Source organism: Brenneria izbisi, from assembly GCF_025840185.1.
Taxonomy (GTDB): Bacteria; Pseudomonadota; Gammaproteobacteria; order Enterobacterales; family Enterobacteriaceae; genus Brenneria; species Brenneria izbisi.
In genome coordinates, this window is record NZ_JAMPJU010000003.1 from 36,073 (window position 1) to 48,832 (window position 12,760).

Annotated in this window: 13 protein-coding genes and 2 tRNA genes; 9 read left to right on the forward strand and 6 right to left on the reverse strand. The window is 47.0% G+C overall.

Going from position 1 to position 12,760, the window contains the following annotated elements; translation table 11 throughout:
- Positions 1 to 62: 62 nt before the first annotated feature.
- On the forward strand, positions 63 to 1,361 hold the full coding sequence (locus NC856_RS05325) for a tyrosine-type recombinase/integrase (protein WP_449727712.1): 1,299 nt from the start codon (positions 63 to 65) through the stop codon (positions 1,359 to 1,361).
- A 22-nt stretch (positions 1,362 to 1,383) separates the two neighbouring features.
- On the opposite strand, the gene NC856_RS05330 is transcribed toward NC856_RS05325, so the two are convergent.
- Complete coding sequence (locus NC856_RS05330; protein ID WP_048637329.1) at positions 1,384 to 1,638, reverse strand: helix-turn-helix domain-containing protein; 255 nt, start codon at positions 1,636 to 1,638, stop codon at positions 1,384 to 1,386.
- An 86-nt stretch (positions 1,639 to 1,724) separates the two neighbouring features.
- Positions 1,725 to 1,982: a helix-turn-helix domain-containing protein gene (locus NC856_RS05335; RefSeq protein WP_264089403.1), complete on the reverse strand. Its 258-nt coding sequence runs from the start codon at positions 1,980 to 1,982 to the stop codon at positions 1,725 to 1,727.
- A 104-nt stretch (positions 1,983 to 2,086) separates the two neighbouring features.
- Between NC856_RS05335 and NC856_RS05340 the strand changes: the two genes are divergently transcribed.
- A complete protein-coding gene (locus tag NC856_RS05340; protein ID WP_048637331.1) occupies positions 2,087 to 2,332 on the forward strand; it encodes a helix-turn-helix domain-containing protein in 246 nt (81 codons plus the stop codon).
- Positions 2,333 to 2,746: 414 nt separating this feature from the next.
- Here the strand turns inward: NC856_RS05340 and NC856_RS05345 are convergent, their stop codons facing one another.
- Positions 2,747 to 2,899 carry a hypothetical protein gene (locus tag NC856_RS05345; RefSeq protein WP_264089404.1) on the reverse strand — a complete coding sequence of 51 codons (153 nt, stop codon included), beginning with the start codon at positions 2,897 to 2,899 and terminating at the stop codon, positions 2,747 to 2,749.
- A 228-nt stretch (positions 2,900 to 3,127) separates the two neighbouring features.
- Here NC856_RS05345 and NC856_RS05350 point away from each other — a divergent pair, with 228 nt between their 5' ends.
- From NC856_RS05350 to NC856_RS05360, 3 genes are all read left to right on the forward strand, one after another.
- Positions 3,128 to 4,003 (forward strand): integrase domain-containing protein, encoded by an 876-nt coding sequence (locus NC856_RS05350; protein WP_264089405.1) that lies wholly within the window; start codon positions 3,128 to 3,130, stop codon positions 4,001 to 4,003.
- A 268-nt stretch (positions 4,004 to 4,271) separates the two neighbouring features.
- Positions 4,272 to 5,294 (forward strand): restriction endonuclease, encoded by a 1,023-nt coding sequence (locus NC856_RS05355; protein ID WP_264089406.1) that lies wholly within the window; start codon positions 4,272 to 4,274, stop codon positions 5,292 to 5,294.
- Positions 5,295 to 5,680: 386 nt separating this feature from the next.
- Complete coding sequence (locus NC856_RS05360; protein ID WP_264089407.1) at positions 5,681 to 7,153, forward strand: DUF5677 domain-containing protein; 1,473 nt, start codon at positions 5,681 to 5,683, stop codon at positions 7,151 to 7,153.
- A gap of 666 nt (positions 7,154 to 7,819) precedes the next feature.
- Here NC856_RS05360 and NC856_RS05365 read toward each other — a convergent pair.
- Both NC856_RS05365 and NC856_RS05370 read right to left on the reverse strand, forming a co-directional pair.
- Complete coding sequence (locus tag NC856_RS05365; RefSeq protein ID WP_318841726.1) at positions 7,820 to 8,035, reverse strand: pyridoxal-phosphate dependent enzyme; 216 nt, start codon at positions 8,033 to 8,035, stop codon at positions 7,820 to 7,822.
- On the reverse strand, positions 7,996 to 8,256 hold the full coding sequence (locus NC856_RS05370) for a pyridoxal-phosphate dependent enzyme (RefSeq protein WP_264089408.1): 261 nt from the start codon (positions 8,254 to 8,256) through the stop codon (positions 7,996 to 7,998). The genes NC856_RS05365 and NC856_RS05370 overlap by 40 nt, the downstream gene beginning before the upstream one ends.
- 513 nt (positions 8,257 to 8,769) lie before the next feature.
- On the opposite strand from NC856_RS05370, the gene NC856_RS05375 reads away from it, so the two are divergent.
- Positions 8,770 to 8,845 (forward strand) — tRNA-Gly (locus tag NC856_RS05375).
- A gap of 296 nt (positions 8,846 to 9,141) precedes the next feature.
- On the opposite strand, the gene NC856_RS05380 is transcribed toward NC856_RS05375, so the two are convergent.
- A complete protein-coding gene (locus NC856_RS05380) occupies positions 9,142 to 10,197 on the reverse strand; it encodes a metal-dependent hydrolase (RefSeq protein WP_264089409.1) in 1,056 nt (351 codons plus the stop codon).
- Between the two features lie 231 nt (positions 10,198 to 10,428).
- Between NC856_RS05380 and NC856_RS05385 the strand changes: the two genes are divergently transcribed.
- The 3 genes from NC856_RS05385 (at position 10,429) to NC856_RS05395 (ending at position 12,658) form a co-directional block, all read left to right on the forward strand.
- Positions 10,429 to 11,346 carry a Gfo/Idh/MocA family protein gene (locus tag NC856_RS05385; protein WP_264089410.1) on the forward strand — a complete coding sequence of 306 codons (918 nt, stop codon included), beginning with the start codon at positions 10,429 to 10,431 and terminating at the stop codon, positions 11,344 to 11,346.
- 80 nt (positions 11,347 to 11,426) lie between these two features.
- Positions 11,427 to 12,353 carry a D-2-hydroxyacid dehydrogenase gene (locus NC856_RS05390; RefSeq protein ID WP_264089411.1) on the forward strand — a complete coding sequence of 309 codons (927 nt, stop codon included), beginning with the start codon at positions 11,427 to 11,429 and terminating at the stop codon, positions 12,351 to 12,353.
- A gap of 229 nt (positions 12,354 to 12,582) precedes the next feature.
- Positions 12,583 to 12,658 (forward strand) — tRNA-Gly (locus NC856_RS05395).
- The last annotated feature ends 102 nt before the right edge of the window (positions 12,659 to 12,760 follow it).

The following is a 12,760-nucleotide window of genomic DNA, read 5'->3' on the forward strand; positions in this document are numbered from 1 at the left end:
TTTGCTGAGTCGCTTCCCTGTGCTCGGTACACCTCTCTTCAGCACTGAAGGAGGCATACCCTATGGCGTTAACCGATGCCGTCGCCCGGCAGGCCCGCACTACCGGCAAAGCCTACACTCTCAACGATAACGATGGGCTGTCATTGTTTGTGACCGGTAAAGGCGCGAAGAAATGGCACTTCCGCTTTTCGTTACAGGGTAAACAGCAGCGCATCTCGCTCGGTTCTTATCCCGCCGTCTCCCTGAAACAGGCGCGCCAGCAGCGCGACGAACTGCGTGCGCAGTTGGCTGCGGGTAACGATCCGCGTAGCTACCGCCAGCAATCCAAGGCCGCGGCGCAGAATACCTTTGCGGCCGTATTTCGCCAGTGGCGCGACTTCAAGGCGCTGAGTCTGGAAACCGGACGACAAAGCACGCTGTCGCAGATCGATCGCATTTTCGCTAAAGATGTACTGCCGTCGCTGGGTGGTCTGCCGATTTTCGATGTAGAGCCGTCGCATATTCTGGAAGTTCTGCGCCGGATTGAGCGGCGTAAAGCGTTTACTACCGCTGAGAAAGTGCGTACCTGGCTGAATCAGTTATTCCGCTACGCTAAAGTGGAAAAAGGCGTGCGCTACAATCCGGCCAGCGATCTGGATATTGTGGCCGCGCCCCGACCACCGGTGACGCACAATCCCTTTTTGCGCATGGATGAGTTACCGTCGTTTTTGCGCAAGCTGCGCGACTACCACGGGCAGGAGACAACCCAACAGGGCTTACGCCTGCTGTTGTTGACCGGCGTGCGTACCGGCGAGTTGCGCCTTGCTGAGCCTAATCAGTTCGATCTTAAGCGCGGGCTGTGGATTATTCCGCCCGCATCGGTTAAGCAGTTGCAGGTCAGGATGCGCCGGGAGGGTAATAGCGTTCCGGCTTATGTGGTGCCGCTGCCGCGACAGGCCATCGATATCGTGAAAGCGCTTTTAACCTTGCAGAAGCGACGACCGGCGCAACGCTACCTGCTTGCCAATTGCAATAACCTGCAAAAGCGCATCAGCGAAAATACGCTTAACAGCGCGCTGAAACGTATGGGTTATGCAGATCGACTAACCGGTCACGGTATCCGGGCGACGATCTCGACGGCGCTTAACGAACTCGGCTACCCGAAAGAGTGGATCGAAGTGCAATTATCCCATGCCGATCCTAATAAGATCCGGGCGGCCTATAACCATGCGGTTTACGTTGAGCAGCGGAGGATGATGATGCAGGAATGGGCCGACAGGTTGGATCGGTGGGAGGCCGGGGAAACGGTGATGAAAACCGCCACGCCGCGAGGTGTCTCTGCGTTTGGTGTGGCGGCAAATAGCCGGGTGCAGTCTGCGTAAGGCGCGCCGTTGTTTCGCGAAATTATTTTGCGCTAAGCGGCTTATGTTTCGCCGGGATCTTGCCAATGATGCTGATGGGATCGATCGAGAGCAAACGGGCAAGGTGGACAAATTCGACGATGTCTAAACGGCGCTCTCCGTTTTCGACCTTGGCGATAAACGACTGAGGGCGATCCAGCGCCTGAGCCAGACTTTCCTGCGTGACCCCTTTCGCTATGCGCGCCTCGCGCAGCGCCTTGATAACGCGTTGATATTCATCGGAGTAAATGGAAGCCATCTGATCAATTCCGTTAGAAAGACCGGATTGACTATCAATGACGGATTGATTTATCCCAAAATGGGATTATTGGCGTTCGTGGTTGGTCAGGGTTTATGTCTACTTAATTGTTTTTTATTAATTATTTTCTCTAAGACAGTGGCGATATCGATGGATAGCAGATGCGCAATACAGGCAAATTCCACAACATCCAGCCTGCGTTCACCATTTTCGACTTTAGCGATAAACGACTGTGGTCGGCCTAACGATTCGGCCAGACTTTGCTGGCTGATACCTTTCCTAATTCTGGCTTCCCGAAGCATTTTTATAACGCTTTGATATTCTTCTGAATAAATTGACGCCATTTCGTTAACCTTGACTGATATCCCAAAATCGAATATCAGTCATTTATTTAATTATCCCAAAACAGGATAATTAACGGGATTCGTTATGGAGAGGAGTTAGAGCGATGAATAAAAATGACTGGCATCCTGCTGATATCATTGCATCTTTGAGAAAGCAGGGAACAACGCTGGCTGCGGTTTCCAGAGAGGCAGGACTGGCCTCGTCCACGCTGGCGAACGCGTTGACGCGACACTGGCCGAAGGGCGAGCGCTTAATTGCGGATGCACTGAAAAAACAGCCGGAAGAGATCTGGCCTTCACGCTATCAGGATATCGGGCGAGGGCAGGGCGGAGAAGGAGAGGTGGATTGAAAACCCACCCGGCGAAAATTTACAAAATTTTTTTCATCCTGTTAGTGGATTTAGACGCTCCTCACTGGATTTCTATGGAATAGAAATCCAGTAAGGAGCCAACAAGCGCAGCGCGTTAGCCGCTTGATATACGGATTTTGGCGCAGTAAATTGTCAGTGTCACACCGCTGCTGCAAGCAGCACTCCACGTTGCCACGACCTTCAAGGCAACGCGCAGGCCGAGCCTGTGTGGTCGACAACAACCCGTCCCGCTACCAGTTTGCGGGTGATCGCTGCGGCGATGGTAGCTCACTTATCCCAATGCCTTAGGGCTGCATCCCGTTTGTTCTTCGTGAAGCAACTACTTTTTGCATACGCACTGATGCGTACAACACTCCTTATAGCTGGCGCAACCGTCTGCGGCCTTTTGCTGCCTCAGCGAATGTATCCATGAGGCAGCGGCGTCACTTCATACGGCGCAAAGCCGTTGTAAGTGACGCCGCGAACGATCTCTGCGCCAGCCCTTACGCCACGGTGCTGTCCGGCACGACCTGTCATCTGACGCACATTTTCTGCGTCAATTCTCATCAACCCACTTATCAGAGGAGGACTGAACCGATACCGAGGCAGGCTTTCAGCCTGAGGGGATCATCCTGCTGATGCAGGCGGCTGCACTGAGTGCATAACCGATATCCCCGCCATACCTCAACCGCTGCCGCTCCGGCGCGCAGGTATTGTTCAGTGCGGCACGGTAAATCCGTGTCGTGAATCGCCATGCGCCGGAGAACAGAGGTTATTAAGAATAGGGGATATTCTATGTCACGATTAAGTAGGGAGATGCAGACGTTGGCCCGACAGGCTGGCGGCAGCCATAAGACGGTACACGACCGACTAAAAATTGCAGAGCGGCTTGCCAGTCACCTGCTGTCTTTGAATATTCAGATCTGCTCGGTGCAGCATCTGAAAGCAAAACACATCGAATGCTATATCGCCGGGCGGTTAGAACAGGGAATTACTCTGCGTACGTTGCATAACGAGACGGCGGCGGTGCGGGTGATGCTGCGCACCGCCGGGCGGGCTAAGCTGGCGGATGCGGACCGATTGAGCAACAGGGCGTTAGGGCTGAGCGGCGCCAGCCGGGACGGCACGCGGCAAGCGATTACGCCGGAGCGCTATCAAGCGGCTCTGTCAATCCTGCAACAGAAAGATGCAGGGTTAGCACTCACGCTGCAACTGGCTCGGATGATGGGGTTGCGCTCGCAGGAAGCGGTGCAGTGTTCGCAGTCGCTCAAGACATGGGCCGCCGCGCTGGAGCGATGCGACGAACAACTGACTGTGGTATTCGGCACCAAAGGCGGACGGCCCCGGCAAACGCGGGTTCTGGATCGGGAAGCGTTAACGCAGACAGTGGATCAGGCGCTGGCAGTTGCCGCTGCCCGCAATGGTCGGCTGATTGATAAACCGGATCTGAAAAGCGCCATGAACCGCTGGCGCTCGCAAACTGCACTTGCCGGACTAAAAGGGCAATCCTCGCCGCATAGCCTACGTTACGCATGGGCGCAGGATGCGATGCGTTATTATCGGCAACAGTGTTTCAGCAACCGGGAAGCTCGCTCGCTGGTATCAATGGATTTGGGGCATGGGGATGGGCGAGGGCGGTATGTGGAACGGGTTTATGGGAAAGCGTTGTAGAGTGTCGTTGAATAAATTGGAGAGTACTGACTCATACTTGATCTGGCACTTTCGCTAATTTGAGCGTAATCTAATCTGGTAATCAGCTATGTGCCAGAACGGACATTCCCAGATATTCATAGGTGCGTATTGCGCATCAGTCATTTTGACTATAAGACTATTCAATAGGTCGAAGTGTTGGCTTGGTACGATGGCATGTTCTCGTTACAGTTTTGCCTTTACTATTAAGCCGCATGAACTAATTCCTTCAAATCTAAAGGTAGATTCTATGGGAACGTGGGTTATAAAAAATACGTCTTTTAGATCATTCTTTAGCGATAGAATTGGTTATAAGTCTGGTTTAGCACTTAATAATCGTGAAATGATCGAACTTTTAGATAAAAACGATCCGCTTTTTGATATCTTCAAAAATCCGAATGAAGAATTATCCCGAATCCAAACTAATCATATTGAGGATACTTTTCAAAAATTTTTGTATCGTTTAGGCGTTACTACGAAATATTTTATCGGTCATGCTCCAACATTGCTCTATATAGAGTTTATGAGCGATCCAAGCAAGAGAAAATTGCTCGAACAAGTATCAAGGGTTCTCGGCGAGATTCATTTTGATAAAGGGAAATATTCTATATTCGATAATTTTGATGAAGACCTATACTATGAAAGTATCCAAATAGAATTTGGTAATGATGCATTGGGTGTTGCTCGTAGGCTAGTGAAATTAACAAAAGAGAGTGAAGAGGCTAGCCCGTGGGAATGGCTTTCAGCAAGAGTCACTGAATGGAAATCACCAATTCAACTTAAGAGTTTATTTGAAAGTGAATCTTTAGATGCTATGTATGGCAAGTTCATAGATCAAAGGTATATAAATTATTTGTCTAATAATCCTGAAAAGCTTTCTACAATGCATTGGAGACAGTTTGAAGCTCTGACTGCTGAATACTTTGAACGGAAAGGATATAAAGTTGACATAGGGAAAGGAAGGAATGATGGTGGTATTGATGTACGGGTCTGGAGTCCTCAGGGAAATTTTTGTGATCCTCCCGTTCAACTTATTCAGTGCAAACGAACAAAGTCGAAGATTGATAAAGTATTGGTAAAGTCACTGTGGGCAGATATTATAGACGAAAATGCTAGAGGTGGAATAATAGTCACAACATCCTCCTTTTCTCCAGGTGCTCGAGAAGTTTGTAAGGTTAGAAAATACCCTATTAGGGAAGTGAATAGAAAAATCGTTATTCAATGGTTAAAAGAATTGAGAAAATTAGGTAGAGGGGTGTTTATGGGAGAGTAAATCGGACAGCTAGTTCTCACTTTATTTCCGTTTTTTCTAGAAATTGTCATGAATATAATTTTAGGGTATTTTTTTGTTGGCCTTTTTTGTTGGCCATTTAAGTTTCATAAGCCTCTATTTATTTATTCTTTTTTTGATTAAAAATAATTATATCTGATTATGTTGAAGGTTTTCCGAATTAAGTGGGCTTTGTATGATTTTCCCCAGTTGATATATCCTTAAAATCAAAATAACTTTGAGTTATACATACAGCTACGTTAGTTTATCAGAGGGAAAATCATGAATATAAAATGTGTAATATGTGACTAGTAGTATATGCTGCCATTTGAAAAAAGGATTATTAGATATCTAATGTTTATATATAGCTATAAGGAGTGAATAGGATTATGCCGGTATCAAAGAATAAGAGAAAAAATAAATCATCAAAAAGTGGTAAAAATAGAACCCCTTTACTAGACCACAAGAAAATAGGCTCTGAATTGCATCCTGCTTTCTCACAATTAAAGACTTCTCTTGGAGAAAAAATGATTTTTTCTTCTTGGTCGAATGAACGACTTCCTGAGATGTTGTGGGCCGCAATTATTAGGGTGATTAACGAGCAAGATTACGCTATATCTGAATTCAGGCGTGTAATTTCATTCGTATCAAAACATCCTGATAAAGAAAAAATGTCAGATCTATCACTTACAGGAATCTCAAAACTAGATGATAGTCTACGTGACGAATTTTTATGTTATTTACTTTCAAAACCAATAACAGCGTCTGCCTTGACTGTGCTTTTAATATTCAAGGGACTTCCAGCGCGAGAATCTTGGTTAAAGTTTTTGCCAGACGAAGAACCAAACTTGGATCTTCTTATGGTAGCTGTAGGTATGTGTTTTCCTCATCAATCACAAGAAGCTACTGATTGTAGATGGCTTAAAGTTATGCTCCAGATTGTTTCAGGAAAACTTCATGTACCGAAAGAAATGATTGAATCATGGATAACTTATCCATATGAGGGTGACTTAAGAATCATTCGTCCTTCAATTCGCTCATGTGAAATGACTTGTAATCCAATGATGGGACAAGATCTGGCGTGGGCGAAGGAGTTTTGGGATTCAGCATGGAGGAATACACCTTGCTTGGATTTAATTAGAGAAAGTGAAACTAGTGATGCAGTTCCATGTTGTAGTCTAGTGGATATCTCTACGATTCAAAATAAATTAGAAAAGCATTGGATTGATACTCATTCAACAACAGAAATTGATGCAAAGCATGATGGTACTTTTGGTATTGCATTTTACACTTTAACCATATTAAGTGAAATTGTATCCTCTAATATTCGGACTGGTATATTGGCTAGGTTAGGGTTAAGAACGATATTAGAATCTCATATTAACCTGAGGTATTTGGCATTAAAAGATGATAAGGAACTATGGAGTAAGTGGAGAACTTATGGTGCAGGTCAAGCAAAATTAAATGCGCTAAAATTTGATGAGTTGGTTGATCCTCCAAGATTTATTAATTCAGAAATACTTGAGTCAATTGCAGGTGAAGATCTCTGGGAAGAGTTTATCAATATTGAATTAGGAAGTTGGAGTGGCGCAGACCTCAGAAAACTTAGTGCATCAACGGGATTAAAATCTGTGTATGACCAGTATTACTCTTGGTCTTCTACCTATTCGCATGGAACATGGGGAGCAATAAGAGAAGTATGTTTTAATACATGTGGTAATCCGTTGCATCGTTTACATCGTTATCCAAAAGAATCTTCACTACCAGATACACTATATGATGCATGCGTCTTAGTGGATGAAATACTAAATGACTTGAGTAAATTATACCCATCATTTTCTCCGCGTTTGCTGGAAAAATAAAGCTAAATATATTGTATGGCTGGTTATCAGCGTTCACCAAATCAGTCTAAAATGCGGACGTAACCCGTCCGCATCGCTCGTAGCTGACAAGGAGCTATCAGAGGACAGATTCAGTGCCAAAATCGGATGCTGCTAACATCACTGATGTACTCATCAATGGGGAACAGGTTAGGGATACCTTGTCAACTTCCCCAACCTAGTACACAATATAGCCAGTCAACCAACAAGGTGTGCCGAAAATCCTTGTTGAATCAGCCGATTGAGCGAGAAATGTTATTCCCGTTTCCCGCTCCAATTCTTGTTCTATAGACAGCCACCAAAGTCTGTAGCTCTCTGATTCAACAGGGTAATCGCTCTGTTGAGCATCCAGCGAAATCCGCTGAAAACCACCGTCAACCACGCCGCAGTCGTACACAAACTAGTGTAATGATGTGATGTTACTCCCGGATTAATGTAGTCAGTAAAAGCATGGCACTGACTACCTTAGGAAGGGGCGTCCATCACATCATTACATTTCCCTTCTCCCTGAAATATTTTTTTATTCCCTTTAAGGTGCCACCCGATCCAACCCCGCAAATAATGACGTTAGCGTCTTGTCCGCCGGGGGCTGTTGACAGATAATGAGCCATCGTATTGGAGTCATTGGAAAATTGATCGCAAAAGAATCTACCAATTTTGATTGGCATATTTTTTTGCTACATTAACATAATTACTATTTGATTCTGGCGCTGCATCAGATGGCGTAACAATAACACTTGCACCGTGATATTTAAGTAAAGATAGCTTTTCTTTACTTATACGATCATAAGTTATCATAGTAACTTTATATCCTTTTAAGCGACCTATCCAGGCAATACCAATTCCTGTATTTCCCGATGTAATTCATCGCCCGGTTTTATTTTTCCTGAGCGCTCGGCATCATTGATGATTTTCAAGGCGACTCGATCCTTTATTGATCCTCCAGGATTATAAGATTCGAGTTTTATACTAATATCACTATCGGGATAGTCTGTAGCCAAAATTCGTACAACAGGAGTATTGCCAATCAAGTTTAGAGCACAAAGTGATTGGTTATTATCGACAATATTCATGTCATCATTCATTATATTGATATCCAGCGCGGAGTATATGAGACATTTATATATTAGGAAAGCTAAAGACTGGCTAAAGGAGCACATTGTAGCGATAAATTGGATTTTTATGTTGATGTTTTATTTTTTATAAGAGCTTTGATTTTAAGTTTGCTTCTATTATGATTTTTTAAAATAGAAAAACACAAAAAAATAGAATGATAAACTTGTTTATAAAACTAAATTTGTAATAAAATTTGCTAATGAAAGTCGTGATTATAGGTAAGTATAATGAGTTCTACTAATATATTTCACACTATATTCTAAATCATTCGAGTGACAGAAAAGCGATGATGCAGAGATTGCCCTGATGCTTATTGCTGCTGGTTCTGCGTGTTTTTACATTAGGTTACCAGTCAACGACATTTTTCCACCAAAAGGGCTTGCTAGCGTGATCCAATTAGTACATAATGCTGACCGTTGAATCGATGACATATGAAATAGATATAAAATTCATATAGTTATATAAGGTTTAATTAGCTGCATGCGGGAATAGCTCAGTTGGTAGAGCACGACCTTGCCAAGGTCGGGGTCGCGAGTTCGAGTCTCGTTTCCCGCTCCAATTTCTTTTCTATAGATGTCCATTGATGTCTGTAGGTCTATGATTCAACAGGGTAATCGTCCTGTTGAGTATCCAGCGAAATCCACTGAAAACTTCTGTCAATCATGCCGAAGCAGTTCATAAATAAATAGACGGAAATCGTCGGTGGATTGTTTGCTATGCCTTTTATGAAAAAAAAGAATGATTTGAAAGATCAACGGTTTCAAAAAGCGTGCGGCGCTAAAACAGGCCAACTTACAATGCATCTCTCATTCTTCGCTCTATCACACACCCAACAAACGTTCTGGCGTCGGAACTCAGAGCGCACAGGTGCGCTCTGCGGATGTCTCTGCCCAGTCAGATAGCGGCAACGGCGGTTGTTGAGAGAAGATACGCTTCATTATCGGTTTCAATTCCTCTACGCCGGATCTGCCGCCGGGCCAGGTGGAAGGCAGCACGGCAACCCAATTCCCATCGGCATCACACTCCGCCATCTTGAAGCGGAAGGTGTACTGTCCGGCGAGCCCCATACGTAAATCACTGACCACCAGCGAATTACCGATAATGTCGTAGCGCAGCCAATCATCCGTGAACCAGCGAAGCCTGTCGTGCAGCGGTACGTTGTTCAGCAAGCGTGCTAAATCGAGGTTAAGCGGTAGACGCACCCATTCAGGTTGCTCATCATCAAACCAGCTACTTACGGATTCATAGTAGTAACCGTCAGGCGTTTTAGCGATGACGCGCCATAACAGCGTATTTAATGGCATCGGCACCGCACGCAGTTCTGTCACTACGATCCCCTGATGGCGCATGGCGTTGTGAACGCGCTGCTCGGCCAGCACGCGTCCGCCTGTCCCAAAAGCAAGATAGGCTGCGCCGAAAGCCAGCGCGCAAGTCATTAAACGGATGCTGCGTGTGTTCAACCCTTTGATGACGGCAAAAATCACGGTTGCCAGCAACGGGACCGTGTAGACAGGATCAATGATGAAGATCGCCGACCAGCTTTCGGGGATGGTCGGGATCGGCCAGAAAAGTTGAGTACCATAGACGGTAAACGCATCCAACACCGGGTGGGTGATGAGGACCAGCCATAGCGTTAAAAACAGGCGCGCCCGACTGTAGGGTGCTTTAGGCCAGCGCTGCCGGATCAGCCAGGTTAACAGTCCCGCCAATGCCGTCAGCACGAAAATGGAATGTGAAAAACCGCGATGGTAGGTCATCATCGACACCGGATCGGCGTAGGGTATGACCACATCCAGGTCTGGCAGGGTGGCAAGCGCGGCGCCGTAGAAAAGTGAACGCCGTCCCTGCGTTCGGCCTAACAGACTGCCTTGAATCGCTCCCCCCAACAGGGCCTGTGTAACAGAATCCATGTGACGTCCTCTACCTTTTCAAATGAATATCATTGGCATAAGTCAACTTGTGTTGCCGAAGAAGACTGTACCCACAATGCCGATGTTTATGTAGTATCGTGAGGAACATCCACGAAAAAAGACGGCAAGTTATTCTGGCATTATAAGTACCGCTACGCCAAAACAACCAGTCACATCGCCCCAGTGTCGGGGCGCCTGAGCGCGAAACGATTAATCTATGGAGTAAATAGCATGACGAAACTGCGTATTGGTGTTGTCGGGCTGGGCGGCATAGCACAGAAAGCGTGGTTGCCGGTATTGTCTGCGGCATCCGATTGGCTTCTGGAAGGCGCTTTTTCACCAACGCGCGACAAAGCGCTGCCGATTTGTAACGCCTATCGCATCCCTTACGTTTCCTCCCTTCATGAGTTGGCGAGGCGATGTGACGCCGTTTTCGTGCACAGCGCCACTTCCAGTCATTATGCGGTGGTCAGTGAGCTCTTGCGGGCTGGCGTCCATGTCTGTGTGGATAAACCGTTGGCAGAGCGGCTTGACGAGGCTGAACAACTGGTTGAGTTGGCGGAAGACAAAAAATTATCGCTGATGGTTGGTTTCAATCGGCGTTTTTCTCCGTTGTACCAGGCGTTAAAAGCGCGGGCTGGCATGATGGCATCGCTTCGTATGGATAAGCACCGCAACAACAGTGTCGGGCCGCAGGATTGCCGTTTTACGCTGCTGGATGACTATCTGCATGTGGTGGACACGGCCCTCTGGCTTGCCGGAGGGCGTGTCGATTTACAAAGCGGGAACATTTTCACCACCGAGAAGGGAGAAATGTTTTACGCCGAGCATCATTTCGCGCATAAAAATCTTCAGGTAACCACCAGCATGCATCGGCGCGCAGGCGGTCAACGGGAATGGGTTCAGGCCATATTGGATGGCGCGCTAATCCAGGTCAATGGCATGCGGGAGTGGTGTGAGGACAATGGTAAAGGCACGGTCATCCGGCCTGCACCGGATTGGCAAAGTACCCTTGAGCAGCGCGGCTTCGTTGGTTGTGTCCGGCATTTTGTTGACTGCGTACAAAATCAAACCGCCCCGGAAACATCTGGCGAACAAGCGCTTGCCGCACAACGCATGGTGGAGACATTGCTTGGCGAGCGTGTTTAGTGTCGTTACTTATTGCATCATGCTGACGCGTCATCAATAGCGTCAGCGTTTTCTCTTTATTTTACCCAAGGAAACGGCTTATGACTGCTGTGCTGCTGTTGGATCCCCGTGCTGATGACATCGTCCCTGTGTTACACCATGCTGCGCCAGCATTGGAACTGGCGTTATCCGATGGAACAGCAGAGCAGGCTCAGCGTTATCCTGTCTGGCTTGGTCAGCCTGATGTCGCGGCGGGTTTGCTGTCGCAAGGCGCGAAACCTAAGTGGCTGCAATCGACCTGGGCCGGATTCAAGCCATTGCTGGCGGACGGATTGCCACGCGATTATCGCTTGAGTCGTGCGGTGGGCGTTTTTGGTCAACCGATTGCCGAATATGTTATCGCCCATTTGCTCAGACATGAGTTACAGCTAGCTGAACGTCAGGTCAGTCAACAACGGCGTGAGTGGAACCATCGTTTGCCCGGTTCGCTGGCCAGCAAAAATGTGCTGATTGTCGGCGCAGGCGAGATTGGCTGTGAAGTGGCGGGTTTTTTGCAGCCTTTCGGCGTTGCATTATTCGGGATTGTGCATACGCCCCGCGCCTTGCCACATTTTCAGCAGGTTGTGGGGATTGCCGAACTCAAAACAGCGGTACAGAATATGGATTACATCATCAATATTCTTCCCGATACGACAGCAACAACCGATATCTATTGCACAGAGGTATTTGCCGCCATGAGGTCATCGGCTTTGTTTATCAATGTGGGCCGGGGCTCGGCGGTGATAGATGAAGATCTGCTGACCGCGTTGCGCACCAAACAAATTGCGGGTGCGGTGCTGGATGTATTCCGGCAGGAGCCTTTACCCACGGCGCATCCGTTCTGGGCAGAGCCAGAGTTGACGCTGACCGGCCATATCGCCGGCCCGATGGTGCCTGTCCTGATGGGGCAACTATTCCTGCATAATCTGGCGTGCTTTCATAAAGACGAAACATTACGCGGCGAAGTGGACTTCTCCCGCGAATACTAAAAATCATTACAGCGTTGTTGTTCAGGCGACGCTCACCCATCAGGATATTTTTCCATGAAAAGGGCTTGCTAGCGCTATTCGATTAGTACATAATGCTGACCGTTGAATCGCTTTTATGATAAATAGTTATAAAATTCATGGTGTTATAGCAATTTAACAAAGTAGGATGGTTAATTATCGTGAAAATTTGCTTTTCATTGGAAGTAAAGGATAATTAATCCGGTTATATGCGGGAATAGCTCAGTTGGTAGAGCACGACCTTGCCAAGGTCGGGGTCGCGAGTTCGAGTCTCGTTTCCCGCTCCAATTCTTATTCTATAGACAGCCACCAACGTCTGTAGCTCTCTGATTCAACAGGGTAATCGCTCTGTTGAGCCTCCAGCGAAATCCGCTGAAAACCACCGTCAA

Bases quoted from the DNA above. Each gene is read 5' to 3' on its own strand.
- NC856_RS05350 (WP_264089405.1), top strand. From the start codon at position 3,128: ATGTCACGATTAAGTAGGGAGATGCAGACGTTGGCCCGACAGGCTGGC.
- NC856_RS05335 (WP_264089403.1), bottom strand. From the start codon at position 1,982: ATGGCGTCAATTTATTCAGAAGAATATCAAAGCGTTATAAAAATGCTT.
- NC856_RS05325 (WP_449727712.1), top strand. From the start codon at position 63: ATGGCGTTAACCGATGCCGTCGCCCGGCAGGCCCGCACTACCGGCAAA.
- NC856_RS05390 (WP_264089411.1), top strand. From the start codon at position 11,427: ATGACTGCTGTGCTGCTGTTGGATCCCCGTGCTGATGACATCGTCCCT.
- NC856_RS05385 (WP_264089410.1), top strand. From the start codon at position 10,429: ATGACGAAACTGCGTATTGGTGTTGTCGGGCTGGGCGGCATAGCACAG.
- NC856_RS05355 (WP_264089406.1), top strand. From the start codon at position 4,272: ATGGGAACGTGGGTTATAAAAAATACGTCTTTTAGATCATTCTTTAGC.
- NC856_RS05345 (WP_264089404.1), bottom strand. From the start codon at position 2,899: ATGAGAATTGACGCAGAAAATGTGCGTCAGATGACAGGTCGTGCCGGA.
- NC856_RS05380 (WP_264089409.1), bottom strand. From the start codon at position 10,197: ATGGATTCTGTTACACAGGCCCTGTTGGGGGGAGCGATTCAAGGCAGT.
- NC856_RS05370 (WP_264089408.1), bottom strand. From the start codon at position 8,256: ATGAATGATGACATGAATATTGTCGATAATAACCAATCACTTTGTGCT.
- NC856_RS05360 (WP_264089407.1), top strand. From the start codon at position 5,681: ATGCCGGTATCAAAGAATAAGAGAAAAAATAAATCATCAAAAAGTGGT.
- NC856_RS05330 (WP_048637329.1), bottom strand. From the start codon at position 1,638: ATGGCTTCCATTTACTCCGATGAATATCAACGCGTTATCAAGGCGCTG.
- NC856_RS05340 (WP_048637331.1), top strand. From the start codon at position 2,087: ATGAATAAAAATGACTGGCATCCTGCTGATATCATTGCATCTTTGAGA.